Origin of the sequence: Cohnella xylanilytica, assembly GCF_014212175.1 — a bacterium.
Lineage (GTDB): Bacteria > Bacillota > Bacilli > Paenibacillales > Paenibacillaceae > Cohnella > Cohnella xylanilytica.
Genome location: NZ_JACJVR010000085.1, coordinates 15,395 through 41,382, shown reverse-complemented (window position 1 = coordinate 41,382; position 25,988 = coordinate 15,395). Strand labels below are relative to the sequence as shown.

The 25,988-nt window shown below is 61.6% G+C and carries 23 protein-coding genes and 1 riboswitch; all 23 genes read left to right on the top strand.

Annotated elements, in window-relative coordinates; all coding sequences use genetic code 11:
• The first annotated feature begins 66 nt into the window (after window positions 1–66).
• Window positions 67–1,788, top strand: a complete 1,722-nt coding sequence (locus H7B90_RS22100) for an ABC transporter substrate-binding protein (RefSeq protein WP_185138072.1) — start codon at window positions 67–69, stop codon at window positions 1,786–1,788.
• A gap of 169 nt (window positions 1,789–1,957) precedes the next feature.
• A complete protein-coding gene (locus H7B90_RS22095) occupies window positions 1,958–3,493 on the top strand; it encodes a glycoside hydrolase family 43 protein (RefSeq protein ID WP_185138071.1) in 1,536 nt (511 codons plus the stop codon).
• A 391-nt stretch (window positions 3,494–3,884) separates the two neighbouring features.
• Window positions 3,885–3,986, top strand: a riboswitch (purine riboswitch).
• Window positions 3,987–4,177: 191 nt separating this feature from the next.
• The gene (gene purE, locus H7B90_RS22090) at window positions 4,178–4,663 is read left to right on the top strand and encodes a 5-(carboxyamino)imidazole ribonucleotide mutase (protein WP_185138070.1); all 486 of its coding nucleotides are present in this window, start codon (window positions 4,178–4,180) and stop codon (window positions 4,661–4,663) included.
• Window positions 4,660–5,925 (top strand): 5-(carboxyamino)imidazole ribonucleotide synthase, encoded by a 1,266-nt coding sequence (gene purK / locus H7B90_RS22085; RefSeq protein ID WP_185138069.1) that lies wholly within the window; start codon window positions 4,660–4,662, stop codon window positions 5,923–5,925. The genes purE and purK overlap by 4 nt, the downstream gene beginning before the upstream one ends.
• Before the next feature lie 6 nt (window positions 5,926–5,931).
• Window positions 5,932–7,230 carry an adenylosuccinate lyase gene (purB, locus tag H7B90_RS22080; protein ID WP_185138068.1) on the top strand — a complete coding sequence of 433 codons (1,299 nt, stop codon included), beginning with the start codon at window positions 5,932–5,934 and terminating at the stop codon, window positions 7,228–7,230.
• Window positions 7,231–7,446: 216 nt separating this feature from the next.
• Window positions 7,447–8,373: a phosphoribosylaminoimidazolesuccinocarboxamide synthase gene (locus H7B90_RS22075; protein ID WP_185138067.1), complete on the top strand. Its 927-nt coding sequence runs from the start codon at window positions 7,447–7,449 to the stop codon at window positions 8,371–8,373.
• Window positions 8,374–8,424: 51 nt separating this feature from the next.
• The gene (purS, locus tag H7B90_RS22070) at window positions 8,425–8,667 is read left to right on the top strand and encodes a phosphoribosylformylglycinamidine synthase subunit PurS (RefSeq protein ID WP_185138066.1); all 243 of its coding nucleotides are present in this window, start codon (window positions 8,425–8,427) and stop codon (window positions 8,665–8,667) included.
• Between the two features lie 6 nt (window positions 8,668–8,673).
• Entirely contained in the window at window positions 8,674–9,381 is a 708-nt protein-coding gene (gene purQ, locus H7B90_RS22065; protein ID WP_185138065.1) for a phosphoribosylformylglycinamidine synthase subunit PurQ, read from the top strand.
• Between the two features lie 16 nt (window positions 9,382–9,397).
• Window positions 9,398–11,641 (top strand): phosphoribosylformylglycinamidine synthase subunit PurL, encoded by a 2,244-nt coding sequence (gene purL / locus H7B90_RS22060; protein WP_185138064.1) that lies wholly within the window; start codon window positions 9,398–9,400, stop codon window positions 11,639–11,641.
• A gap of 104 nt (window positions 11,642–11,745) precedes the next feature.
• Window positions 11,746–13,251, top strand: a complete 1,506-nt coding sequence (gene purF, locus H7B90_RS22055; protein WP_185138099.1) for an amidophosphoribosyltransferase — start codon at window positions 11,746–11,748, stop codon at window positions 13,249–13,251.
• Between the two features lie 470 nt (window positions 13,252–13,721).
• Window positions 13,722–14,765, top strand: coding sequence for a phosphoribosylformylglycinamidine cyclo-ligase (purM, locus tag H7B90_RS22050; protein ID WP_185138063.1), 1,044 nt, complete (start codon window positions 13,722–13,724; stop codon window positions 14,763–14,765).
• Window positions 14,765–15,394, top strand: a complete 630-nt coding sequence (gene purN, locus H7B90_RS22045; protein WP_185138062.1) for a phosphoribosylglycinamide formyltransferase — start codon at window positions 14,765–14,767, stop codon at window positions 15,392–15,394. Before purM ends, purN begins: the two co-directional genes overlap by 1 nt.
• 43 nt (window positions 15,395–15,437) lie before the next feature.
• On the top strand, window positions 15,438–16,619 hold the full coding sequence (locus tag H7B90_RS22040; protein ID WP_185138061.1) for a phosphoribosylaminoimidazolecarboxamide formyltransferase: 1,182 nt from the start codon (window positions 15,438–15,440) through the stop codon (window positions 16,617–16,619).
• 19 nt (window positions 16,620–16,638) lie between these two features.
• Complete coding sequence (locus tag H7B90_RS22035; RefSeq protein ID WP_185138060.1) at window positions 16,639–17,400, top strand: IMP cyclohydrolase; 762 nt, start codon at window positions 16,639–16,641, stop codon at window positions 17,398–17,400.
• Between the two features lie 2 nt (window positions 17,401–17,402).
• Window positions 17,403–18,662, top strand: coding sequence for a phosphoribosylamine--glycine ligase (purD, locus tag H7B90_RS22030; protein WP_185138059.1), 1,260 nt, complete (start codon window positions 17,403–17,405; stop codon window positions 18,660–18,662).
• Window positions 18,663–19,067: 405 nt separating this feature from the next.
• Window positions 19,068–20,066, top strand: coding sequence for an NADP-dependent oxidoreductase (locus tag H7B90_RS22025; RefSeq protein WP_260411157.1), 999 nt, complete (start codon window positions 19,068–19,070; stop codon window positions 20,064–20,066).
• 49 nt (window positions 20,067–20,115) lie between these two features.
• A complete protein-coding gene (locus H7B90_RS22020) occupies window positions 20,116–20,985 on the top strand; it encodes an SDR family NAD(P)-dependent oxidoreductase (RefSeq protein WP_185138058.1) in 870 nt (289 codons plus the stop codon).
• Window positions 20,986–21,216: 231 nt separating this feature from the next.
• Window positions 21,217–21,618 (top strand): hypothetical protein, encoded by a 402-nt coding sequence (locus tag H7B90_RS22015; protein WP_185138057.1) that lies wholly within the window; start codon window positions 21,217–21,219, stop codon window positions 21,616–21,618.
• A 35-nt stretch (window positions 21,619–21,653) separates the two neighbouring features.
• Window positions 21,654–22,349, top strand: a complete 696-nt coding sequence (locus tag H7B90_RS22010) for a hypothetical protein (protein ID WP_185138056.1) — start codon at window positions 21,654–21,656, stop codon at window positions 22,347–22,349.
• Window positions 22,350–22,583: 234 nt separating this feature from the next.
• A complete protein-coding gene (locus tag H7B90_RS22005; protein ID WP_185138055.1) occupies window positions 22,584–23,756 on the top strand; it encodes a cytochrome P450 in 1,173 nt (390 codons plus the stop codon).
• Window positions 23,753–23,944, top strand: a complete 192-nt coding sequence (locus tag H7B90_RS22000; protein WP_185138054.1) for a hypothetical protein — start codon at window positions 23,753–23,755, stop codon at window positions 23,942–23,944. The genes H7B90_RS22005 and H7B90_RS22000 overlap by 4 nt, the downstream gene beginning before the upstream one ends.
• A 126-nt stretch (window positions 23,945–24,070) precedes the next feature.
• Window positions 24,071–24,709 carry a hypothetical protein gene (locus tag H7B90_RS21995; RefSeq protein WP_185138053.1) on the top strand — a complete coding sequence of 213 codons (639 nt, stop codon included), beginning with the start codon at window positions 24,071–24,073 and terminating at the stop codon, window positions 24,707–24,709.
• A 419-nt stretch (window positions 24,710–25,128) separates the two neighbouring features.
• Window positions 25,129–25,953 carry an alpha/beta hydrolase gene (locus H7B90_RS21990; RefSeq protein WP_185138052.1) on the top strand — a complete coding sequence of 275 codons (825 nt, stop codon included), beginning with the start codon at window positions 25,129–25,131 and terminating at the stop codon, window positions 25,951–25,953.
• Window positions 25,954–25,988 lie beyond the last annotated feature (35 nt).

The following is a 25,988-nucleotide window of genomic DNA, read 5'->3' as shown; positions in this document are numbered from 1 at the left end:
TCCGCCGGTATGCACAGGCTTGCCTGTTATACAATAGATCACGAACATTACTAGGAGGGCTCTTGAATGGCAGTACAGAGAAAATGGCCGATTCTGCTCATGTCCGCTGCGCTTCTGAGCGGGCTGCTCGCCGGATGCGGCAACAACGGCGACAACGGCGGTTCCGCCAGCCCGGCTTCAGGGGCGGAAGCTTCCGGTTCGGCTTCGGCCGGCGGTGAATTGAAACCGATTACGTTCAGCTTCTACAGCGAAGACCCGAGCCCGAACTGGGCGAACATGCAGGACGACATCGGCAAGGTGATCACGGAGAAGACGGGCGTCACCTTGAACGCCGAATTCGCCGTCGGCGACCCGGCGCAGAAGTCCGCGCTTATCGCCACCAGCGGCAAATACCCGGACATCATCAGCGCCAAGGGCAGCATCAACAAGTTCGTCGACGCCGGCGCCGTCATCGACTTGACCGAGCTGATCGATAAGTACGGCCCGAACATCAAGAAGGTTTACGGCGATCAGCTGAATCGCCTCCGCTACAGCAATGACGACAACGCGATCTACGTTCTTCCGTCCTACAACGGCGTCGGCCATGTCAACTTCGAGGCGGGCGGCGGCTTCGAGCTGCAGCATCGCGTCGTCAAGGAGCTCGGCTACCCGCAGATCCGCACGGTGAAGGACTTCGAGAACGCCATCAAGCAGTATCTCGCCAAGCATCCGACCGACGACAAGGGCAACAAGAACATCGGCTTGACGCTGAACGCGGACGACTGGCACATGTATATCTCGGTCACCAATCCCGCGACCGCCACCACCGGCATCGCGGACGACGGCGAGTACTACACCAACCCGGACACCCTCGAGACGATCTATCACTACCTTCGTCCGGAAGAGAAGGAATACTTCCGCTGGCTGAACCATATGAACGCGGAAGGGCTGCTCGATCCGGAGAGCTTCGTGCAGAAGTACGACCAATACAAGGCGAAGGTCGCTTCCGGCCGCGTGCTCGGCTTGATCGACCAGCTGTGGGATTATGCCGACGGCGAGAAGGCGCTGAAGGCGGAAGGCAAGTTCGACTACACGTACGGCCATTATCCGGTGACGTTGGACGAGAAGTACAAGAGCACGGTATTCTGGCCGACGGGCTTCATGGCGGGCTACGGCATCGCGATCTCCAAGACGAACCCGGATCCGGTCCGCACGATCCAGCTCCTGGACTACCTCGCGTCCGACGAAGGCCAAGTGCTGCTCAACTGGGGCATCAAGGATAAGCACTACACCGTCGACGCGAGCGGCAAGCGCACGATGATCAAGGAAGTGAACGACCGCCGCGTCAACGACGCCGCCAACTTCCAGAAGGAGACCGGCATCGGCAGCTATGTCATAATGGCTCCCCACTACGGAGACGGAGTTAAGGATCCGACGGGCAATTATTACACGCTTCGATACCCGGAGCAGCTTGCCGAAGACTACAGCGACGTCGAGAAGGAAGTGCTGAAGGCTTACGGCGCCACGATCTGGAAGGATCTGTTCCCGAAGGAGGAAGAGTTCAAGGAGCTTCCGTGGGGCGCGGGCTGGAACATCTCGGTTCCGAGCGACAACGATCTGACGGTTCTGGACGAGAAGCTCAAGAATATCACGTGGAAAATGATTCCGAAGGCCATCCTGGCCAAGCCGGAAGAGTTCGACGCGGTATGGGACGATTATATGAAGCAACTGGATAAGGCTGGCGTGAAGAAGGCGGGGGAACTGCGTACCCAGCTGATCAAGGAACGCGTCGAGCTGTGGAGCAACTAAGGCCGGGAGAATCGCGCCCTCCGATCTTCTAACGGCGATCGTTAGGGACAGGTCTCCCCGACCCTTGGCCCGCGACCCGAAGCAGGCGAGCAGATCCGACCCCCTCGGGGGCGGGCCTGCTCGCCGTCGTTTAACCGCATGTTCATCTATCGAAAGGAAGTGAAGAAGGATGTACTCCAATCCCGTCATCCGCGGGTTCCATCCCGATCCCAGCGTGTGCCGGGTCGGCGACGATTATTATTTGGCGACCAGCTCGTTCGAGTATTTTCCCGGCATCCCGATCTTCCACAGCCGGAACCTGGTCCATTGGAGGCAGCTCGGGCACGTTCTGACCCGAGAGAGTCAGCTGCCGCTCGCCCGCAAGAACGACTACCCGTCTTCTCTCGGAATCTACGCCCCGACGCTCCGCCATCATAACGGACGGTTCTACGTCGTCACGACGAACGTGACTTCGGGCGAGAACTTCTACGTATGGGCGGAGCGGCCGGAAGGGCCATGGTCCGAGCCGGTCGTCATCGAAGGCTGGGGCGGCATCGACCCGGATTTGTTCTTCGACGACGACGGCACCGTCTACTTGACCGGCACGAGCCAGTATAGGACGGAGCCGGAGGGCATCTATCAGGCGGAGCTGGATATCGCGACGGGCAAGCTGCGGAGCGAGCGCCGCCTCGTCTGGACCGGAACGGGAGGCAGCTCCCCGGAAGGGCCGCACCTGTACAAGATCGGCGGCTGGTATTACCTGATGATCGCCGAAGGCGGCACGGAGTACGGGCATATGGAGACGATCGCCCGAAGCCGCGCGCCTCAAGGCCCGTTCGAGCCGAATCCGCATAACCCGATCCTGTCCAACCGAAGCACCGACAAGCCTATCCAAGCGACGGGCCACGCCGACCTGGTGCAAGCGCCGGACGGGCGTTGGTGGGCGGTGCTGCTCGGCATCCGGCCGGTCGGCTACCCGAGACGCCATCATCTGGGCCGCGAGACGATGCTGGCGCCCGTTGCGTGGACGGAGGAAGGGTGGCCGGTCGTCGGGACGGAAGGCCGGATCGAAGTCGATAACGACGATGGGACGCTGCCGCCGGGACAGCCCGAGCCGCGGCTGGAGCGGGATTCGTTCGACGGCCCGTCGCTGGCGCCGGAGTGGAACTTCTACCGGAATCCGGCCCCCGGCTCGTGGTCCTTGTCGGAGCGGAGCGGATGGCTCACGCTCTACGGGCAGGCCTGCTCCCTGAACGATTACGGATCGCCGGCCTTCGTCGGCCGCCGGCAGCAGCACTTCGATTGCGAGGTCGAGACGCGAATGCGATTCGTCCCCGAGGCGGAGGGGGAAGAAGCCGGCCTGACGGTCTTCATGAACGAAGGCTTCCATTACGAGATCGCCAAGACGAGGCGGGAAGGGAAGCCGCTTCTCCTCTTCCGCCGGCGCATCGGAAGTCTGGCGAAGACGGAAGCCGAGATCGGGTTCGAGGAGCCCGAGGTCGTCCTCGGCGTCGAAGCGAAGGACGTCGGCTACTCGTTCTACTATCGCGGCTCGGATGGGGAGAAGAGGACGATCGGCTCCGGCGAGAGCGCCATGCTCGCCACGGAGACGGCCGGCGGCTTCACCGGCGTCTACTTCGCTCTCTACGCGACGGGCAACGGCAGAGCGTGCGCCGCGCCCGCCCGCTTTGATTATTTCCAATACGTTCCGTCGGAGCGGATATAAATAGGAAGAAAATGCATTTGGAAGCCAAGCCTCGTTCCCTTAACGATACCGGGACGAGGCTTGGCGCGTTGGAGGCCCGGTCGCTCGCAACGAATGGAGAGGTACAGGGGGACGACACAGCGACGGCCTTCTGTTCGCGATTCGGCTGCCGGTCGCTCGTTCGGGCGGCGGACGGGGAGCGATTGACGATAAGGATGCGGCGCCCGGGAACGGCGTCGAACGGCGTCGAATCGGGGCCGGATCCTTGCCGTCGGGAGATCCGGCGCGAGCGTCCGGCGAGCCCGAATCCGATCGTTTCGGTTGTGTCAAAAACCGAACATTCGTATTTTCAAACTCGAAAAGCGTTCGCCTTTCATTTGACATTCATGTGAGGTTGGGGTAAACTTAGAACCGTAAATAAGCGAATTTTGCTCGTATATCATCGGGAATAGGGCCCGATCGTCTCTACCCGGAAACCTTAAATTTTCGGACTACGAGCTCTTGGATCAAGCAGGTGGAATGCCGGATGAAGCGACAAGGTTCGAGCTGCCGGCGTTGCGCCTTTGTGGCGTCCAACGAGCGAGAGTCTGGGAACTAAGAGTTGCGCGTGAGTAGATGGGGCCCGTGGGGAATACTGACAGTCAGTATCCTCGCCGGCCTTTTTGCATGTTCGGGACCATATCGCATACGGGGAAGGGTGGAATCATGTCGACACTTGTCGGCGTCATCATGGGGAGCACGTCCGATTGGGAGACCATGAAGAAGGCGTGCGAAGTCCTCGACGAGTTGAACGTTCCTTACGAGAAGAGAGTCGTCTCGGCGCACCGGACGCCGGACCTGATGTTCGAATATGCCGAGAGCGCCGCTTCGCGCGGCCTGAAGGTCATCATCGCGGGAGCGGGCGGCGCCGCTCATCTTCCGGGCATGGTCGCGGCGAAGACCGTGCTGCCCGTCATCGGAGTGCCCGTCAAGTCGCAAGCCTTGAACGGGCTGGATTCGCTGCTGTCCATCGTGCAGATGCCGGGCGGCATTCCGGTCGCCACGGTGGCGATCGGCGCGGCGGGAGCGACGAACGCCGGCTTGCTGGCGGCGCAGATCATCGGCTCGTTCGACCCGGAGGTCCAAGCCCGGATCGCGGCCAGGCGCGAGCGGATTACGGCGGACGTGCTGGCTAACGGTGAGCTCGTATGAGCGAGGAATTCAAGCTGATCGACTTGTCGTCCGGGGAAGGCATGGTCTGCACGGACGAATCGTGCGAAGTGCCCGGCGCCGGAGCGCGGGAAGGTTCGCCGAAGCCGCTCCCGGGGCGCCCGATTCTGCCCGGCTCCAAGATCGGCATCCTGGGCGGCGGACAGCTCGGCCGGATGCTGGCCCATGCCGGCAGCCGGCTCGGCTACCGGTTCGTGACGCTCGACCCGACGCCGGATTCGCCCTGCGGCCAGACGGCCGAGCAGATCGTCGCGAGCTACGACGACCGGGAAGCGGCGCGCGAGCTGGCCCGCCGCTCCGACGTCATCACGTACGAGTTCGAGAACGTCGACTCGGGCGTGGCGGCGATGCTGGAGGCGGAGTCCTACGTTCCCCAAGGCAGCGCGCTTCTCTATACGACGCAGCATCGGCTGCGCGAGAAGCGGGCGATCGAAGCGGCGGGAGCGCGGGTCGCTCCGTACGCGGAAGTGACGAGCCTGATCTCGCTGCGCGAAGCGGCCGCCCGGCTCGGGCTGCCGGCGGTGCTGAAGACGGCGACCGGAGGCTACGACGGCAAGGGCCAATGGGTGCTGCGGGAGGAGAGCGAGCTCGAGCCGGCTTGGACGGAAGCGGAACGCGCCGGAACCGAGCTCGTGCTGGAGAAGTTCATCTCCTTCGAGAAGGAGATCTCCGTCATCGCGGCCCGTCGTCCTTCCGGCGAGATCAAGACGTTTCCCCCGGCCGAGAACGTACACGTTCATAATATCTTGCATTTATCCATCGTTCCCGCCCGGATCGGCGACGAGGTGCGGCGGGAAGCCGAGCGCCTCGCGGTATCGATCGCGGAGACGCTGGGCGTCGTCGGGCTGATCGCGGTCGAGATGTTCGTCGCGGCCGACGGCTCGCTGTACGTCAACGAGCTCGCCCCGCGCCCGCACAATTCCGGCCACTATACGCTCGAGGCGAGCCGCACGTCCCAGTTCGAGCAGCACATCCGCGCGATCTGCGACCTGCCGCTCGGCGACCCGGGGCTGCTGACGCCGGTCGTCATGGCGAACGTGCTCGGCGAGCACGTCGAGCCGCTGCTCGAATGGATGGCCGCTCGCGATCCGGAAGCCGAGCGCCTCGGCGTCGAGCCGAAGGTGCATCTGTACGGCAAGGCGGAAGCGAAGCAGAAGCGCAAGATGGGGCACGTCAACGTGCTGGCTCCGAACGTGGAGGCCGCCTTGGCGTGGATAGCCCAATCGAATATATGGAGGGTCTGACGAATCATGATTGAACGCTACAGCCGTCCCGAGATGCGGGCGATCTGGACCGAAGAGAACAAATTCAAGGCTTGGCTGGAAGTCGAGCTGTGCGCGTGCGAAGCGTGGGCGGAGCTCGGCCACATTCCGAAGGAAGATACGGTCGAGCTGCGCAAGAACGCCAAGTTCGACATCGACCGCATCTACGAGATCGAGCAGGAGACCCGCCACGACGTCATCGCCTTCACCCGCGCCGTATCCGAGAGCCTCGGGCCGGAGCGCAAGTGGGTCCACTACGGCATGACCTCGACGGACGTCGTCGACACGGCGCTCGGCTACCTGCTGAAGCAGGCGAACGAGATTCTCGAGCGCGACCTCGTCAACTTCGTCGAGATCCTCCGCGGCCAAGCGATCAAGTACAAGTCGACCCCGATGATGGGCCGCACCCACGGCGTCCATGCGGAGCCGACGACGTTCGGCTTGAAGATGGCGCTGTGGCACGAAGAGATGAAGCGGAACCTCGAGCGGTTCCGAAGAGCGGCGGACGGCGTGCAGTTCGGGAAAATGTCCGGAGCCGTCGGAACGTACGCGAACCTCGATCCGTTCGTCGAGCAGTTCGTCTGCGACAAGCTGGGCATCAAGCCGGCGCCGATCTCGACGCAGACGCTGCAGCGCGACCGCCACGCGGAATACATGGCGACGCTGGCGCTGATCGCCACTTCGCTGGACAAGTTCGCGACCGAGATCCGCGCCCTGCAGAAGAGCGAGTTCCGCGAAGTCGAGGAGCCGTTCGCGAAGGGCCAGAAGGGCTCGTCCGCGATGCCGCACAAGCGCAACCCGATCGGCTGCGAGAACATCAGCGGCCTCGCCCGCGTCATCCGCGGCCATATGATCTCCGCGTACGAGGACGTGCCGCTGTGGCACGAGCGCGACATCTCGCACTCCTCGGTCGAGCGCATCATCCTGCCGGACGCCACCATGCTGCTGAATTACATGCTGAACCGCTTCGGCAACATCGTGAAGAACCTCACGGTATTCCCGGAGAACATGAAGCGCAACATGCGCAGCACGTACAACGTGCCGTTCTCCGGCCGCGTCATGACGAAGCTGATCGACAAGGGCTTCAGCCGCGAGCAGGCGTACGACACCGTGCAGCCGCGCGCGATGCAGGCGTGGGAAGAGCAGCGCGACTTCCGCGAGATCGTGTCGGCGACGCCGGAGATCACGAGCGTGCTGTCCGCCGAGGAGATCGCCGACTGCTTCGATCCGAGCTGGCATCTGAAGCATGTCGATACGATCTTCGAGCGGCTCGGGCTGAACGAGTAACGGGCAAAGCCAACAAGCGGAGAAAACCGTCTTGTTGGGGGCCCCGGCTCGCCGCAACGGCCTAACAAGCGGAAAAAACCGTCGTGTCGGCGAACCCAGCCCGCAGCTAGAGCAACTTCAACCCAACAATCCAACTCGGCCCGGCCGAGTCTCACCATAGATCGACATCGCCGCATAGACCGACTGCATTAACTACCGCCCCACAAGGAGGCTGTCATGCCGACAGAAGCGTTGTCCACCGCCGAAGGGCTCATCAAGGCCCCTCTCATCCACAAAGGCAAAGTGCGCGAGCTCTACGATCTCGGCGAGCATCTTCTCATCGTCGTCACCGACCGCATCTCCGCCTTCGACTACGTGCTCGACCCGCCCGTGCCGGAGAAGGGCCGGGTGCTGAACGAGCTCAGCTCGTTCTGGTTCGGCCTCACCGCCGAGCTTCAGCCGAACCACGTCGTGCACACCGACGCGAACAAGCTCGGCGATATCGTCGCCGACGCGGACAAGCCGAAGCTGGAAGGCCGCGTCATGGTATCCCGCAAGGCGAAGCGCGTCGACATCGAATGCGTCGTCCGCGGCTACATCACGGGCGGCGGCTGGCGGCAGTATCAGACGTCCGGCGAAGTGAACGGCATCAAGCTGCCGGAAGGGCTGCGCAAGAACTCGAAGCTCGAGCAGCCGATCTTCACCCCCGCGGGCAAGAACGACGTCGGCCACGACGAGGACATCCCGTTCGAGGAGATGGCCCGCCGCGTCGGCCGCGAGCTCGCCGAGCAGCTTCGCGACCGCAGCCTCGCCCTGTACGAGTTCGGCCGCGACTTCTGCGACAAGAACGGCATTATTCTCGCCGACTGCAAATTCGAATTCGGCCTCATCGATGACCAAATCATTCTGATCGACGAGCTGTTCACCCCCGATTCCTCGCGCTTCTGGGCGAAGGAGAACTACAAGCTGGACGTCGAGATCGACAGCATGGACAAGGAGCCGGTTCGCTCCTACCTGGCGAATACGGATTGGGACAAGAACAGCCCCCCTCCGCGCCTGCCGGACGAGGTCGTGCAAGCGACGACCGACCGCTACCAAGACATCTACCGCCGATTGGCGCAATCCAATGTCGGCGTCACCGTATTCAAGCCGCTCAACGGTTAACCGCAAGGCAGGCACCACCACTTTGCCCCCAATCAGGAGGAGAACCCCCACATGAAAGCAACGGTATACGTGACGATCAAAGAGAACGTGCTCGACCCGCAAGGCAACGCGGTTCAAGGCTCCCTGCAGACACTCGGCTTCTCCGAGGTGTCCAAGGTCCGCATCGGCAAGTACCTGGAGCTGCAGCTCGACACGAACGACCGCGCGCAAGCGGAAGAGCGCGTCAAGGCGATGTGCGAGAAGCTGCTGGCCAACACCGTCGTCGAAGACTACCGCTTCGAACTGGAGGGCTGAGACCTGATGAAATTCGCGGTTCTCGTGTTCCCGGGCTCCAACTGCGACATCGACATGCTTAAGGCGGTCGAAGACACGATCCAGCAGCCCGTCGATTACGTCTGGCATACGGCCACCGACCTGTCCGAATACGACGCCATTCTCGTGCCGGGCGGCTTCTCCTACGGGGACTACCTGCGCTGCGGCGCCATCGCCCAGCTCGCTCCGGTCATGAACGAAGTACGCAAGGCGGCCGAGCAAGGCAAGTTCGTCCTCGGCGTCTGCAACGGGTTCCAGATTCTGACCGAAGCGGGTCTCCTGCCAGGGGCCCTCATCCGCAACAACTCGCTGAAGTTCCGCTGCCATCCGGTCGAGCTGAAGGTCGAGAACGCGAACACGGCCTTTACGAACGCTTACGAAGAGGGCGAAGTCGTTACCATCCCGATCGCGCACGGCGAAGGCAACTTCTACTGCGACGACGAGACGCTGGCGAAGCTCAAGGCGAACAACCAGATCGTGTTCCGTTACAACGGCGACAACCCGAACGGCTCCGTCGCGGGCATCGCCGGCATCTGCAACGAGCGCGGCAACGTCGTCGGCATGATGCCCCACCCGGAGCGCGCGGTCAGCGAGCTGCTCGGCTCCACCGGAGGCGCCCGGATGTTCGCTTCCGTACTGAACGCTTTTGCATCGCAGGCTAAGGCCGGTGCCGCGAACGGCGCCGGGGCCCGCTAAGGAGGGAACCCAACCGATGGCGCAAACTACCGCCGCTAAGGAACCGACGATCGAACAGATCGCGGATCAGAAAATATACAAGCAATTCGGCGTATCCGATTCCGAATACGAGCTCATCTGCCAGTTCCTCGGCCGCAAGCCGAACTATACCGAGATCGGCGTGTTCAGCGTCATGTGGTCCGAACACTGCGCGTACAAGAACTCGAAGCCGCTGCTGCGCCGCTTCCCGACGACGGGCCCGCGCGTCCTGATGGGGCCGGGCGAAGGCGCCGGCATCGTGGACATCGGGGACAACCAGGCGGTCGTGTTCAAAATCGAGTCGCACAACCACCCGTCCGCGGTCGAGCCGTACCAAGGCGCCGCCACCGGGGTCGGCGGCATTATCCGCGACATTTTCTCGATGGGGTCCCGTCCGATCGCCCTGCTCAACTCGCTGCGCTTCGGCAAGCTGGACAACGACCGAGTGCGCTACCTGTTCGAGCACGTCGTCAGCGGCATCGCCGGCTACGGCAACTGCATCGGCATCCCGACCGTCGCGGGCGAGGTTATGTTCGACGAGGCGTATGAGGGCAACCCGCTCGTCAACGCGATGTGCGTCGGCCTTATCGACCACGACCAGATCCAGCGCGGCGTCGCCAAGGGCGTCGGCAACCCGGTATTCTACGTCGGTCCGGCGACCGGCCGCGACGGCATCCACGGCGCGACGTTCGCGTCCGAGGACCTGACCGCCGAATCCGAAGCGAAGCGCTCGGCCGTCCAAGTCGGCGACCCGTTCATGGAGAAGCTCGTCATGGAAGCGACGCTCGAGCTGATCGCCTCCGGCATCGTGCTCGGCATCCAGGACATGGGCGCCGCGGGCCTCACCTGCTCCAGCGCGGAGATGGCGTCCAAGGCCGGCAACGGCATGGAGCTGTACCTCGACGAGGTTCCGCAGCGCGAGGAAGGCATGACCGCCTACGAGATGATGCTGTCCGAGTCCCAGGAGCGGATGCTGTTCGTCACCGAGCCTCAGCACGAGGAGCAAGCGAAGGCGATCTTCGAACGCTGGGGACTGCATTGCGCGAAGGTCGGCAAGGTGACCGACGACGGCCGCCTGCGCCTGTTCCACAAGGGCGAGCAAGTCGCCGACATGCCGGTCAAGGCGCTCGTCGACGACTGCCCGGTGTACAACAAGCCGTCCAAGGTTCCGGACTATTACCTGAAGAACGGTTCCATCGACACGAACCGCTACGAGCAAGCGACCGACCTGAACGACGCGCTCAAAAAAGTGCTCGGATCCCCGTCGCTGGCGAGCAAAGAGTGGGTTTACAGCCAATACGATTACCAAGTGCGGACTTCGACGGCGGTCGTTCCGGGCTCGGACGCGGCGGTCGTCACGATCCGCGGCACCCGCAAGGCGCTCGCGATGACGACGGACTGCAACGGCCGCTACGTCTACCTCGATCCCGAAGTCGGCGGCAAGATCGCCGTCGCGGAAGCGGCGCGCAACATCGTCTGCTCCGGCGGCGAACCGCTCGCGATCACGGACAACCTGAACTTCGGCTCGCCGGAGAAGCCGGAAGTGTTCTGGCAGATGGAGAAGGCGGTCGACGGCATGGCCGAGGCCTGCCGCTTCCTCGAGACGCCGGTTATCGGCGGCAACGTGTCGCTGTACAACGAGAACGCCAAGGGCGCCATCTACCCGACGCCGGTCGTCGGCATGGTCGGCCTCGTGCACGACATCGATCACATCACGACGCAAGAGTTCAAGCAAGCGGGAGACGTCATCTTCCTGCTCGGCGAGACGAAGGCGGAGATCGGCGGCAGCGAGTTCCAATACGCCGTGCACGGCCTGACGGAAGGCCGCCCGCCGGAGCTGGACCTCGAGACCGAGCGGCGTCTGCACAAGACGGTGCTGGGCGCGATCCAGCAAGGGCTCGTCGCTTCGGCGCACGACCTGTCCGAAGGCGGCCTCGCGGCGGCGCTGGCGGAATCCGGCTTCGGCCGCGGGCTCGGCGCGACGGTTAACTTCGAGAGCAACCTGCGTCCGGACCTCGCGCTGTTCAGCGAATCGCAATCCCGCGTGCTGCTGTCGGCGAAGCCGGAGCAAGCCGAATCGCTCGCCGCTTATCTCGAAGCGCAAGGCGTACCGGCGCAGAAGCTCGGCACGGTCGGCGGCGACCGCCTGACGATCTCCGTGAACGGACATGCCGCTATCGACGCTCCACTGAACGAATTCCGCAAAGAATGGAAGGAAGCGATCCCATGCCGGATGCAGTGAAGTCCGGGAACGGTTCGGTCTGGGCCGATCAGCCGATCGTCCAACTGAACAGCGCGGGCAAGGGGGGGCTCGGCGCGGCGGCTTTCGCGGCCGCCGGAGCTCCGATGCCGGAAGTCGGGCCGGGCGGCGCTAGCCGTCCGGAGTCCGCGGACGCGCGTTTCTGGAACGGGGACTATTACAACCAGGGCAACGGTCAGGAAGAGATCTTCGACAAGCTGAAGGAAGAGTGCGGCGTGTTCGGGGTGTTCGGGCACCCGGATGCGGCCCATCTGAGCTACTATGGCCTGCACGCGCTGCAGCACCGGGGCGAGGAGAGCTGCGGCATCTGCACGTCGGACGACGGGAGCTTCCACTACCACCGCGGGATGGGACTCGTCAAGGAAGTGTTCGACCGCGACAAGCTGGACGCGCTCGTCGGCAACCGCGCCATCGGGCACGTGCGCTACTCGACGTCGGGCTCGAGCCAGCTGGGCAACGCCCAGCCGCTCGTGTTCAAGTACCGCGACGGCGACCTCGCCGTATGCACGAACGGCAACCTGGTCAACGAACCGGTCATCCGGCGCGAGCTGGAGGAGCAGGGATCGATTTTCCAGACGTCGAGCGACACCGAGGTCATCGCGCACCTGATCGCCCGGTCCCCGAAGGATCTGGTCGAAGCGGTCAAGGACGCGTTCGCGCGGCTGATCGGCGGCTACGCGTTCCTGATCATGACGAAGGACCGGCTCATCGCCGCATGCGATCCGAACGGCTTCCGTCCTCTCGTTATGGGTCGTCTCGGGGACGCTTATATTTTCGCTTCGGAGACGTGCGCGTTCGAGACGATCGGCGCCGAGTACGTCCGCGACGTGCAGCCGGGCGAGATTCTCATCCTGGACGAGAACGGCCTGCGCGAAGAACGGTTCGCTCCGATGGAGCGCCGCGCCGTCTGCGCGATGGAGTACATCTACTTCGCCCGTCCGGACAGCGACATCAACCAGATCAACCTGCACTCCGCGCGCAAGCGGATGGGGCAGCAGCTCGCGCTCGAATCGTTCGTCGACGCCGACATCGTCACGGGCGTTCCGGACTCGAGCATCTCCGCCGCCATCGGCTACGCGGAGCAGACGGGAATCTCGTACGAGCTCGGGCTGATCAAAAACAAATATACCGGCCGCACGTTCATCCAGCCTTCGCAGGAACTGCGCGAGAAGGGCGTCAAGATGAAGCTGTCCGCCGTCCGCAAGGTCGTCGAAGGCAAGCGCGTCGTCATGATCGACGACTCCATCGTTCGCGGCACGACCAGCTTGCGGATCGTCAACCTGCTGCGCGAAGCGGGCGCGACCGAGGTGCACGTGCGCATCTCGTCGCCGCCGTTCATGAACCCGTGCTACTACGGCATCGACACGCCGAACCCGGGCGACCTGATCGCCTCGACGAAGTCGGTCGAAGAGATCCGCAAGGCGATCAACGCGGACTCGCTCTACTTCCTGAGCCACTCGGGCCTGATCGACGCCGTCGGCGGGCACGACGGCGAGAAGAACCGCGGGCTGTGCATGAGCTGCTTCGACCGCGACTACCCGACGAAGGTGCAGTTCGAGCTCGCCAAAGCGACCTCGTGCAGCTGCGACTGACCGGGTCGGGCGGGCCAACCGGCTCCATGCCACGCCGGACCATCGGCTAACGGACCCAGATGACGCTATTGGCCGAATTTTGGCCGTTTCGAACTTCTAACGGACCGGAAAGACCTTATTGGCTCCGTTTGGGGCCGTGGAGAGGCTTCAACCGCGAAATAGCGTCTCTCCAGTCCGTTACGTCGCGCGAAACGGGCCTTTGTCCCCAAATAGCGCTTCTGGAGTCCGTTACGCCTCGCGCGGCGAGAGTGGATCCGCGTGGTTGACCTCTAGTTAGAGCCTGGTGAAGTTTAGCAGACAAAGCGATATCGTTCTGGAGAAACGGAGTGGTCGCCTTTGTCCCCGGATTCCTTCTTTATAGCGGGGTTATCATTCTAAGGAATCCGGGGACAACAGCGATGGGAAGAACGATACGCTCAGACCTGCGACTTCCATTCGCCAGCTATTTATAAGACCAAGGAGTGAACGAAGTGTCCGAAGCGTACAAACAAGCCGGCGTCGACATCGCCGCGGGCAACGAAGCGGTCGAACGGATGAAGAAGCACGTCCAGAAGACGTTCCGTCCGGAAGTGCTGACCGGCCTCGGCGGATTCGGCGGGCTTTTCTCGCTGAACAAGGACAAATACGAGGAGCCGGTGCTCGTCTCCGGAACGGACGGAGTCGGCACCAAGCTGAAGCTGGCGTTCGCTCTCGACAAGCATGACACGATCGGCATCGACGCCGTCGCGATGTGCGTCAACGACGTCGTCGTCACCGGCGCCGAGCCGCTGTTCTTCCTCGACTACCTGGCGTGCGGCAAGCTCGTGCCGGAGAAGATCGAAGCCATCGTCAAGGGCGTCGCCGAAGGCTGCCAACAGGCGGGCTGCGCGCTCATCGGCGGCGAGACGGCCGAGATGCCGGGCATGTACCAGGACGGCGAGTACGACATCGCCGGCTTCACCGTCGGCATCGTCGACCGCCCGAAGGCGATCGACGGCTCGACGATCTCGGCGGGAGACGCCGTCATCGGCCTCGGCTCGAGCGGCGTCCACTCGAACGGCTACTCGCTCGTTCGCCGCTTGCTCATCGACACGAAGGGCTACTCCTTCGACGACAAGCTGCCGGAGCTGGAAGGCAAGACGCTGGGCGAAGTGCTCATCGAGCCGACGCGCATCTACGTCAAGTCGGTCCTGAAGCTGCTGGAGAGCGTAAAGATCAAAGGCATGGCGCACATTACCGGCGGCGGCTTCATCGAGAACATTCCGCGCGTGCTGCCGGATAACGTCAACGTCGACATCGAGCTGGGCTCGTGGCCGATCCAGCCGATCTTCAAGCTCATGCAGCGCGACGGCGCGATCAGCGACCGCGACATGTTCACGACGTTCAACATGGGCGTCGGCATGGTGCTCGTCGTGCCAGGCGAGCAAGCCGAGCAGGCGGTCTCCCTGGCGAAGGAGCTGGGCGAGCAGGCGTACGTCATCGGCCAAGTTACGGAAGGCCGCAAGGTCGTCACGTTCGGGGGAGTCGAGCTGTAATGTCATCCACCGATAGCCGGCTTCGCATCGCGGTGTTCGCCTCCGGCAGCGGGAGCAACTTCCAGGCGCTCGCCGAGGCGATCCGCGGCCAGGGCATCCCGGCCGAGCTCGCGCTGCTCGTCTGCGACAAGCCGGCGGCCCGCGTCGCGCAGCGCGCCGAGGCTCTCGGGGTGCCGGCGATGCTGTTCAACCCCAAGGACTACCCGTCCCGCGAAGCGTATGAGGAGGAGATCGTCGAACGCCTCCAAGCCGAAGGGATCGGACTGATCGTCCTCGCGGGATACATGAGGCTGATCACGGATACTCTCGTGAAGCCCTATTACGGCCGGATCATCAATATCCATCCGGCATTGCTGCCCGCTTTTCCCGGCGTGCATGCGATTCGTCAAGCTCTCGAGTACGGGGTGAAGCTCGCGGGAGTAACGGTGCACTTCGTGGACGGCGGCATGGACACGGGGCCGATCATCGCCCAGCGGGCCGTCGAGGTGCTGGACGAGGATACGGAGGAGTCGCTGGCGGAGCGCATTCATGCCGTCGAGCACGAGCTGCTGCCGGAGACGGTCCGCTGGATCGCGGAAGGACGCGTGACGCTTAACGGCCGGATAGTGAACGTACGCCGCGAAGGCTGAAGCCCGAGGGCGATGCGAAACAGGAAAGGACGAGGAACGATTCATGAGCGATGTTAAAGAGATTGCTTTGCGATACGGCATGAACCCGCACCAGAAGGAAGCGAAGATCTATTCCGACGACGGCCGGCCGCTGCCGCTGACCGTCGTAAACGGCGACCCGGGCTTCATCAACCTGCTGGACGCGCTGAACGCGTTCCAATTGGTGCGCGAGCTGCGCCAGGCGACCGGGCTTCCGGCCGCGGCTTCGTTCAAGCACGTGAGCCCCGCCGGAGCGGCCGTGTACGCGCCGATGTCGCCGGAGCTGGCGAAGGCTTACTTCGTCGACGGCATGGAGCTGTCCGAGCTGGCGACGGCCTACGCCCGCGCGCGCGGCGCCGACCGCATGTCCTCCTTCGGGGACGCGGCCGCTCTGAGCGACGTCGTCGACGCTTCGACCGCGCAGCTTCTGAAGCGCGAGGTGTCCGACCTCGTCGTGGCGCCGGGATACACGCCGGAAGCTCTCGAGATCCTGAAGCAGAAGAAAGGCGGCAAGTACCTCATTCTGCAGATCGATCCCGAGTACGTGCCGGACCCGATCGAGACGCGCACGCTGTTCGGCATGAAGCTGCAGCAAGAGCGCAACAACGCCGTGCCGGACGCTTCGGTGTTCGATAAGATCGTCACCGAGAACAAGGACCTGCCGGATCACGCGAAGCGCGACCTGCTCGTCGCTCTCATCACGCTCAAATATACGCAGTCCAACTCCATCTGCTACGCCCTGGACGGCCAGACGATCGGCATCGGCGCCGGCCAGCAGTCGCGCATCCACTGCACGCGCCTCGCCGGCGACAAGGCGGACCGCTGGTACCTGCGCCAGCACCCGGCCGCGCTGAACATGAAGTTCCGCGAAGGGCTGGCGCGCGCCGAGCAGAACAACGCGATCGACCTGTGGCTGGAGGACGAAGTCACTCCGGTCGAGCAGGCCGCTTGGGAGAGCTGCTTCGAAGAAGTGCCCGCCCGTCTGACGCGGGAACAGAAGCGCGAATGGCTGAACGGGCTGAAGGGCGTCTCGTACGGCTCCGACGCCTTCCTGCCGTTCCGCGACAATCTCGATCGGGCGAGCCGCAGCGGCGTGAAGTACGTCATTCAGGCCGGCAGCTCGCTGCGGGACGAAGAAGTGGTCAAGGCGGCGAACGACTACAACATGGTCATGGTCTATTCGGGCGTACGCCTGTTCCATCACTGAGGAAGGGGCGACGACGAACATGTCTACGACGAACACGGCCACGAAGTGGCAGACGCTGGCGGACCGCACGGTCGAGCAGCTCAAGGCGAACGATTATCCGGGCCGCGGCATCGTGATCGGCTTGACGCCGGACGCGACGCGTTACGTTCAGGTCTACTGGATCATGGGGCGGAGCGAGAACAGCCGCAACCGGATCTTCGTGCCGGAGGAGAACGGATTCCTGCGGACGGAAGCCGCCGATCCCGCGAAGCTGTCCGATCCTTCGCTTATCATCTACTACCCGCTGCGCCATGAAGGCGGCGCGCATATCGTCACGAACGGCGACCAGACCGACACGATCTGGGAAGCGCTGAAGCAAGGCGGAACGTTCGAGCAGGCGCTTGGGACTCGCACGTACGAGCCGGACCCGCCGAATTTCACGCCGCGCATCTCCGGCATCGTCGATCTCGGGGATCGCCAGAACGCGTACAAGCTGTCCATCCTCAAGACGAACGAGAACGACGAGTCTCAGACGAAGCGCCAGTTCTTCCATTATGAAAAGGCGATTGCCGGGTACGGCCACTTCATCTCGACGTATGTGGGAGACGGCAACCCGCTGCCTTCGTTCGCGGGCGAGCCGCAGCTGGCTCCGCTGTTCGACGACGAAGGGGAGACGGCGCGGTTCTATTGGAACCTGCTGAACGGAGACAACAAGATCTCCTTGCTGGTCAAGACGATTCGCGCGAGCGACGGCGCGACGTCTCTGACGGTCATCAACAAGCATTCCGAAGGAGGGGCCTGATCGTGCGCATTCTCGTCGTCGGACGGGGCGGCCGCGAGCACGCCATCGTCTGGTCGCTGAGCAAGAGCGACAAGGTGAAAAAAATCTTCTGCGCCCCGGGCAACGCGGGCATCGCGCAGTTGGCGGAGCTCGTCGATCTGGACGAGTTCGCGTTCGACCAGCTCGTGCAGTTCGCGCTCGACAACGCGATCGATCTCGTCGTCATCGGCCCGGACGATCCGCTGGCGGCCGGCATCGTCGACGCCTTCGAAGCGGCGAAGATCCCGGTGTACGGTCCGCGGAAGAACGCGGCGGAGATCGAGGGCAGCAAGATTTTCATGAAAAATCTGCTGAAGAAATACGACATCCCGACCGCGAAGTACGAGACGTTCACGGACTACGAGTCCGCTCTGGCGTACCTCCGCTCGCAGCCGGTTCCGATCGTCGTCAAGGCGGACGGGCTGGCGGCGGGCAAAGGCGTCACCGTCTGCTTCACGCGCGAGGAAGCCGAGCAGGCGCTCGCCGACACGATGGTCGGCAAGGCGTTCGGGGCGGCCGGCGAGAAGGTCGTCATCGAGGAATTCCTCGAAGGACAGGAGATGTCCATTCTCGCGTTCGTCGACGGCGAGACGGTTCGTCCGATGTCGCCGGCGCAGGACCACAAGCCGGTGTTCGACGGCGACAAAGGTCCGAACACGGGCGGCATGGGCACCTATTCCCCGCTGCCGCACATTCCGCAGTCGATCGTGAACGACGCGATCGAGAACATCGTGAGGCCCACCGCGCGCGCGATGGTGGCCGAGGGACGTCCGTTCCGCGGCGTGCTGTTCGCCGGACTCATGATTACGAAGGACGGCCCGAAGACGATCGAGTTCAACGCGCGCTTCGGCGACCCGGAGACGCAGGTCGTGCTGCCGCGTCTGAAGACCGATCTCGTCGATATTTTCCTCGCGTCCATCAACGGGCGGCTCGGGGAGATCGACATCTCCTGGAGCGACGAAGCCGCGGTCTGCGTCATTCTCGCGTCGGGCGGCTACCCGGGCTCGTACCCGAAGGGGCTGCCGATCTCGGGGCTGGAGGCCGCCGGGGACGCGCTCGTGTTCCACGCGGGCACGGCGGAGAAGGACGGCCGCATCGTGACGAACGGCGGACGCGTGCTCGGCGTCGTCGGCCTCGGCGCGGACATCGCGGCCGCGCGGGCCAAGGCGTACGACGCGGCCGACAAGATTACGTTCGAAGGCAAGCAGAACCGCACCGACATCGCCGCGAAGGCTCTGGTGTGAATGGAATCATAGAAGCAGCATTTCACGCGAACCGCCGCGGTTCCCCGTTTATCGGGGAACCGATCGGCGGTTTTTGTTTGCGACGATGGCCCATTCGCATCCGGATTCGTTGTCCGCGTCCAACGAATCGAGGAGACGCTATTTCGTGCTGGAAGCCCCTTTTTTCCCCCGGTGGCCCTTGGCATTTGACGCAAAATAGCGTTTCCTGAATTCGTTAGAGGGCAAGGCCTATGAACCAGGTTGAGGTTACAAAATGAACAAAATTAATTAATTTAGTTTACTATATAAATTCGATGCTGTATAATCGGTCCTGTACCTGCTCTTCTCCGGGAAGAAAGTCTTGATCATGGGGGAGCGGCGGCGCAGAACGCTAGCCCATCAGAGCAAAATGGAGGGAACACCGAAATGGAGAATTTAGATCCTTCTGTCAAAGATGCGAACAATCAGGCATCCAACCCTGTTGCCATGCGGACAATTCGGTTCCACGACTACGGCGAACCGGCCGATGTCTTGCGTCTGGAGGAGGCGGCAATCCCGGAACCAGGTCCGGGACGCATTCGCGTGAGCGTACGCGCTTGCGGGTTAAATCCGGTCGACTGGGCGATGTGCCGAGGACATTTTGCCGGTCAACTGCCCTTGCCTCGAGGGATTGGACTGGACGTAGCAGGGATTGTAGACGCCATTGGAGAGGGCGTGACCGACGTCGCCATCGGCGATGCCGTCCTGGGGGCCGCCGACTTCATGGGCGGATCGAGCGCCGGCGCGTCCGACCGAGCGATCATGTACTACTGGTTCCGCATGCCGGAGGGACTCGACTTTGTACAGGCCGCGGCACTGCCAATGGCGGTCGAAACCGCCTATAGAGGCATCGATGCTCTCGGGGTGAGATCGGGCCAGACCGTACTCGTGCACGGCGCCGGCACAACGGTAGGCTTCGCCGCCGTCCAGATTGCCCTCATGCGCGGTGCTCGCGTAGTCGCAACCGCCGGTCCCACTTACGCCGACAAACTCCGCGCCATGGGAGCCATGGTGACCTCGTACGGGGATGGAATGGTCGAGCGAGCGACCGAACTGGCGAAGCAGCCGGTCGACCTCGCCTTCGATGCCGCGCCAATCGGCGGTTCCATGATGGATCTGATCCAAATCGTCAATGGGCATCCCGAGCGCGTCCTAACCGTCAGCGATTTCGCCGCAGCCGCCGAATTTGGCGTTCGCGCCAGCTACGGAGAATTACATACTCTTCGTTATGACGTTGTCGGCGACTTTGCCCAATACGCAGCGGAAGGCAAGTTCACGATTCCGGTCGCCAAGACCTTCGCCCTCGACGCATGGCGTTCAGCCGTCGAGATCAGTCAGAGCGGGCGTGCCCGCGGCAAACTGATTCTCCTGCCCGCCTCCGACTGATGGGCGCAAATAACCGGCGAACGTTCTGCAATAGGAAGGAGGACATACATTGAAGACGAATCAACGAGAACATATCGCCCTGATTACCGGCGCGAATAGCGGGATCGGGTTGGCCTTAACGCGGAGATTGCTGTCGGAGAACTGGCAGGTGGTTGCTCTGAACCGATCCGATTTTCCAGCGGACGATAGCTTCATTCAAGATCACCTCAGGAACGGATGGCTTCGAGCCTATAAAGTGACGGATCTCACCGATTATGGCAGCTTGAGACCCTCTTTGGAAGAAATCAAAGGCAAGGAGCAGCGGATCGATATTTTGTTCAACAACGCCGGAGGCGGCTCCAGCGAGCTGAGCTATTCGAGACAAGGACGCGAAAAGCACTATGAATTGTTGACGGTCGTCCCTTATATCATTCTGATGGAATTGAAGGGGCTGTTGAACAACGGCCGCTTCAAAACGGTGATTAACACTTCATCGCAGGTGTTTAGATTTACGAAGGAGTTTACGATCGACAACCTGGAGCATCCCAAAACCTTCCGCAAAATGTTCGGCCCTTATGCGACTTCAAAGCTGGCGCTTTCGTTGTGGACTCAAGCCGCGGCACCGCAGCTTGCCAAGGAAGACATCAAGATCCGCAGCGTTGACCCGGGAATTAACAACACTCTAAGAAAAGGAAAGGATTCCGGGCTGACGGCATGGTTCGAACTGTTTATGAAGTTTTTTTCCTCTCCGCCTACCCATGGCGCCAACCTGTTATACGAGGGAGCCTTCGGCAAACACCGCAATGAGACCGGCGTGTTTTTGTTGAAAAATCGGATTGCGGACTTGAAATTTACAGAACATGCGCAACGCGTGCTGGAAAAAGTCTCTGAGATATACAGCCATGAATTTATTGGCGGGAGCGTTCAAGCGAATGGCTGAACTTCTCGCTCTACAACGCGGAAGAAGCGGCGGAAGGCTTTGAATCGGGAGCAATCGCATCATGAGCTCAGCCCGTTCTTTACGGGTTGAGCTCTTTATCTGTAACGAATCCAGGATAAAGATCGTCTACCTATTGGAGAGTTTTCCAGAATCCTTCAAATGTACGGAACGCCGTAGCTTCGCTAGTCGCGTTCCGTGACGTTAGCGTAAAAAAGGGCGGTAGGAATACGGATGAAAAACAGTCCCTGGAAATTCGTTCTGATCGGCTTCGGAGGCGCTGCGGCGCTCTTCTTGATCGCCGCTGTCCTATATGCGAATTCGATCGGAATGAGCAATCTGAAGCGCATGTACGTCCTGGAGACGACGGATCGGCAGATCGTGGAGATGGGAGCGGACGAGCGCGGCATCCCGCAGTACCTGGCCAAGCTGAACCGGCAGGAGGAGCTTCTGAAGGAACGAATGAGCCGGGAAGGCTGGACGTTCGCGGAGCAAGAAGGCTCCGGCTACTTCTTCGAGAAGGACGGCAGGAAGGCGATCGTCACGTCGCGAATATGGAACCATCGTTACGTGATCTTCAAGGTGAGCGGAGATACGGTGGATCTTGCGCGCGCGGAGTCACGAGACGCAGGCTAACCGTGTAACATTTCGCATGAATCGGAGGCAACGAGATGATAAACGAGAAATCGCCGGTCGATCGGGCCGTGCTGAACAATGCCGTTTGGTGTGGAATCGTATGCGATACGCACGGCATCCCCCATGTGTCGACGCGGGATGCATGGGGAACAAGGGGGCAGGCGCCTCTCTATTACCCGGATATCGTTACGCTAAGCCGGGATGCAACCGCGGAAGAAATCCATCGGTTCGCCGAAGGCAGAGCTATTTCAAGTATTAAAGACAGTTATGCGAATCTCGACCTGGAATCCTCCGGGTATCGCGTCCTATTTGAAGCGGAATGGATATGCCATGAACCCGTGCCATTCGCCGAACCCCTCTCCGCTTCCTGGCGGCGGGTTGCGACGCCGGAAGTCCTGTCGCGGTGGAACGCCGCCAACGGAACGGATACGATCATTCGGCCGGAGCTGCTGGGACGCGACGACTTGAACCTATTCATTCGCGAGAACGACGGCGGACGGTCGGGGTTTATCGCAAGTCTGGGCGGCGGCGCGGTCGGGGTCTCCAACGTGTTCGCGGCGGATACGCCCGATGAACGCTTATGGGCCGAGATAACGGCTCTGGCCTCGATGGAGTATCCGGGGCTCCCGATCGTCGGCTATGAACGCGGCGAAGATCTGAAGGCCGCCCTCGGCGCGGGTTGGACGTCGGTCGGACCGCTTCGGGTTTGGGTGAGACAGGTTGAGCAATGACGATAACCTCGAAGGGCATGTTGGAACAACTCCAACATGCCCTTATTTAATGGGACAAGTTATGCTATGCGCTGCTCTAGCGGCATTAGATTAGCGGGGAGAAATCCCGGTCCTCAGGAATACCTTTCCCAGTCTTCGGGACCTCTCTCCCCTTACTATGGGAATAGGTGTAAGAGTATAGTGATCATTGGAAAGCGCAGCGCCACTTCATTTTGAAGATTTAAGGAGGTCATTATGACGTTTGATTTGCGAGTGGATCCCTATCCGTGGTATGCAGAATTGCGAAGCAAGGAAGGGATAAGCCGCCATGAGCAGTTGGGCTGGCTTATTGCGAGATACGACGAGGTGCGCCAAGTCATGGCCGACCACCATACGTTCTCGTCGGCTATCTTCGAAGGCTTCTCGTCCGAGCTGGGCTTGAACAATCAACTCAGCAGCATGGATCCCCCGAGACATACCCAGCTTCGATCGCTAGCGCAGCATGCGTTTACTCCGAAGGCGGTCGCCGCTCTCGAGCCCCGCATCCGAGAGATGGCCAGCCGGTTAATCGATGTAGCCTTGCGCAAAGGATCCTTCGATTTTGTCGACGATATCGCGATTCCCCTCCCGGTAAACGTGATTGCCGAGATGCTCGGCATATCCGAGGTCGACCGTCTGAAATTCAAGCACTGGTCGGATACCATCGTTGCCGCTTCGTTGCGGCTCTTGCATGGGAATACGGACGAATTGCCCGAACATGTCGCCGCCATTCGAGAGATGAAGCACTATTTCCGAGAGCAGATTATGGAGCGTAGAAAAGATCCGAAGGAGGATCTTATCTCGCGGCTTGCGATCGCGGAAATCGATGGGCAACAGCTGTCCGACGTGGAGGCAGTCGAGTTTTGCGTTCTGCTCATGGTAGCCGGCAATGAGACGACGACTCACCTGCTGGGGAACGCGGTCCGCACTTTCCTGGAGTTTCCCGACCAGTGGCGGTTGCTGTGCGAGAGGAAGGAGCTCATTCCGCAGGCGATCGAAGAGGTGCTGCGTTTCCGCTCGTCTGTCCAGATGATGAACCGAGTGGTCAGAGCGGATACGGAATTCAGAGGACAGAGCCTGAAGGCGGGTGAATTCGTGACCGTCATACTGGGTTCCGCCAATCGGGACGAGAGCAAGTTCGAGCAGGCCGATCGGTTCGACATTACCCGACAGCTGACGGGTCAGTTGGCTTTCGGTCACGGCGTTCATCATTGTATGGGGATGCCGCTCGCTCGCATGGAAGCGCGCATCGTGTTCGAGGCGCTAAGCGAACGTATGCCGATCTTCCACATCACGGAGGGCAAGACGATGGAGCCGCTGCCGACCTTTGTCGTTCATGGTTTAAAGAAGCTGCCCATCACCGCTATGCAGGAGGCGCTCAAAGCATGAAGGCGAAGCAAGTCGCCGTAAGATGCGCAATGGCGGCACTCTTCCTACTAGCCGGTTATCATCTCCAAGCGGGGGGAAGCCATACCGATCCGCCGGATGTCGACGGCCTATCCGTCGTTCTTGGAATGACGGGCGGCAGCGATGACGGCAGCCTATCCGATCCTCCGGATGTCGAACGATTATTGTAATTGCTGTATCTGCCGGGAGCTCGGCTCTTGGGCTGTACTAGCTGATAGCCGCTCGCGCAAACTGGCATGCTTGATGGAAGCGGGATACAATAAACGGAGGAAGAAACCTAGGAGCGTGAACGTTCGGTGGAAGAGAACGAATCTATCCTGTCGAAGTTATCCTCGCAGATGGGGGATTCGACGCAGCAATCGAATGAGAATGCAGCTTTAATGTGCAAAGAAAGTCCCGGTCTATTAGAGCAAATTGCAGAAGGCCTGGGGCATAAAGACCTGAGGCTCGCAGGAGATTGCGCTGAAGTAATGACGAAAGTAGCGGAAACTCACCCCCGCTTCGTTACGCCGTATGCCGAGCAGCTCCTCTCGGCGATCAATCACAAAAATACGCGGGTGCGATGGGAATCCATGCATGCCGTCGCCTTCCTGAGTCCTCTTATACCCGGTCGGATTATCGCTGCGCTTGATATCATCCAGGAACGGATGTTTACGGATTCAAGCACCCTTGTAAGAGACTATTCGATACAATGTCTGGGGAATGCGGCATCCTGCGGGGAAGAAGAAGCCCGCAAGATCCTTCCGATTTTGAAGAAGGGACTTATGGAATTAGGCGATAAATATCTATCCAAGCTGTTATCCGCCATGATTGGAATTGCGAAGGTCTCTCCGGATTTGGCGGTCGAAGTGTTGATGTATGGGTATGATTACGCAAATCATCCCATAAGCTCCGTGCAAAAGGCGGCGAAGAAGCTGGTGAAAGCCGCCCAATAGACCTGCGCAATCGAACCGTCTCGCCGCCCCTCCGGGGAGCGGCCGAGGCGGTTTCGGCGTTGAACGCGGGCTCGCGGCTACTCCTTCCAGAACAGCGACTTGCGATTGTTGATCACGTACGCGACGGCGAACACGGTGCCGACGATCAGAATCGCCGTCAAGACGTGATGCGACAGCCAGTCGACGAATGCTTCCATCGGGACATCCTCCATTCTTCGGGCGCGGAACGCGGTATTCGTCCGCCTATCGTTGGATAGGATACCCATTGGGACGTCTCCCGATGCGGAAGAACGGGGCGAAGAGGGGATGCAGCGGAAAAGGATAGCCCGATGGAAGTATTGACAGAGATAAGCCATCAATGATAGGATTTAATACATACTAATTTAATCGGAATTAAAGGAATTATAGGAGGTCCGCTTATGATACACACGCTCACGATTCGGCACGAGGGACTGGCGCTGGCGGCGACAATCCACTATCCGCCGCAGAAGGCAAGCTCGATGGGCGACCGGAGGTGGCCGCTCGTCATCATCAACCACGGCTTCGTCGGAAGCCGGATCGGCGTGGACCGGCTGTTCGTGCTGGCGGCGAGGGAGCTCGCGGAGCAGGGCAACGTCGTCATCCGCTTCGACTTCGCGGGCTGCGGCGAGAGCGAGGGCGTGTACGGGGAGCACGGGCTCGACTCGATGATCGAGCAGACGCGCACGGTGCTGGACTACGCGCTGGCGCTCGACTTCGTCGATCCGCTTCGGGTGACCCTGCTCGGCCACAGCCTCGGCGGAGCCGTCGCGCTGCTGACCGCGGTCCGCGACCGGAGAGTCAAGTCGCTCGTGCTGTGGGCGCCGGTCGGCTACCCGTTCAACGACATTCTGCGCATCGTCGGCAGGAAGACGTACGACGAGGCGGTGACGAGGGGCTCGGCCGACTACCTCGGCTACTCGCTGACCCCGTCGTTCTTCGACGCGCTGCTCCGGCACCAGCCGTTCCAGGAGACGCAGAAGTTCTCGGGCGACGTGCTGATCGTGCACGGCACGGGCGACGAGACGATTCCGGTCGACTATACGTTCCTGCTGGAGAAGACGTTCTGGCTAAGAGGCGAAGGACGCTGCGAGAAGGTGATCGTCTTCCAGGCCGACCACACGTTCACCCGCGGCGAGCATAAAAAAGAGCTGTTCAAAGCCACGGCCGATTGGCTCGGCGGCTACGAACAGCGTCAGCAGGAATGGCATCATTGGAGCATCTGACGCACGCAGCGAAGACGAAGGAGCCCCGGAGCGCC

Bases quoted from the DNA above. Each gene is read 5' to 3' on its own strand.
- H7B90_RS22005 (WP_185138055.1), top strand. From the start codon at position 22,584: ATGACGTTTGATTTGCGAGTGGATCCCTATCCGTGGTATGCAGAATTG.
- H7B90_RS22000 (WP_185138054.1), top strand. From the start codon at position 23,753: ATGAAGGCGAAGCAAGTCGCCGTAAGATGCGCAATGGCGGCACTCTTC.
- purQ (WP_185138065.1), top strand. From the start codon at position 8,674: ATGAAATTCGCGGTTCTCGTGTTCCCGGGCTCCAACTGCGACATCGAC.
- purE (WP_185138070.1), top strand. From the start codon at position 4,178: ATGTCGACACTTGTCGGCGTCATCATGGGGAGCACGTCCGATTGGGAG.
- H7B90_RS22010 (WP_185138056.1), top strand. From the start codon at position 21,654: ATGATAAACGAGAAATCGCCGGTCGATCGGGCCGTGCTGAACAATGCC.
- H7B90_RS22100 (WP_185138072.1), top strand. From the start codon at position 67: ATGGCAGTACAGAGAAAATGGCCGATTCTGCTCATGTCCGCTGCGCTT.
- H7B90_RS22015 (WP_185138057.1), top strand. From the start codon at position 21,217: ATGAAAAACAGTCCCTGGAAATTCGTTCTGATCGGCTTCGGAGGCGCT.
- H7B90_RS22075 (WP_185138067.1), top strand. From the start codon at position 7,447: ATGCCGACAGAAGCGTTGTCCACCGCCGAAGGGCTCATCAAGGCCCCT.
- H7B90_RS21990 (WP_185138052.1), top strand. From the start codon at position 25,129: ATGATACACACGCTCACGATTCGGCACGAGGGACTGGCGCTGGCGGCG.
- purN (WP_185138062.1), top strand. From the start codon at position 14,765: ATGTCATCCACCGATAGCCGGCTTCGCATCGCGGTGTTCGCCTCCGGC.
- H7B90_RS22025 (WP_260411157.1), top strand. From the start codon at position 19,068: ATGGAGAATTTAGATCCTTCTGTCAAAGATGCGAACAATCAGGCATCC.
- purL (WP_185138064.1), top strand. From the start codon at position 9,398: ATGGCGCAAACTACCGCCGCTAAGGAACCGACGATCGAACAGATCGCG.
- purK (WP_185138069.1), top strand. From the start codon at position 4,660: ATGAGCGAGGAATTCAAGCTGATCGACTTGTCGTCCGGGGAAGGCATG.
- H7B90_RS22040 (WP_185138061.1), top strand. From the start codon at position 15,438: ATGAGCGATGTTAAAGAGATTGCTTTGCGATACGGCATGAACCCGCAC.
- purS (WP_185138066.1), top strand. From the start codon at position 8,425: ATGAAAGCAACGGTATACGTGACGATCAAAGAGAACGTGCTCGACCCG.
- purF (WP_185138099.1), top strand. From the start codon at position 11,746: ATGCCGGAAGTCGGGCCGGGCGGCGCTAGCCGTCCGGAGTCCGCGGAC.
- purB (WP_185138068.1), top strand. From the start codon at position 5,932: ATGATTGAACGCTACAGCCGTCCCGAGATGCGGGCGATCTGGACCGAA.
- H7B90_RS22035 (WP_185138060.1), top strand. From the start codon at position 16,639: ATGTCTACGACGAACACGGCCACGAAGTGGCAGACGCTGGCGGACCGC.
- H7B90_RS22095 (WP_185138071.1), top strand. From the start codon at position 1,958: ATGTACTCCAATCCCGTCATCCGCGGGTTCCATCCCGATCCCAGCGTG.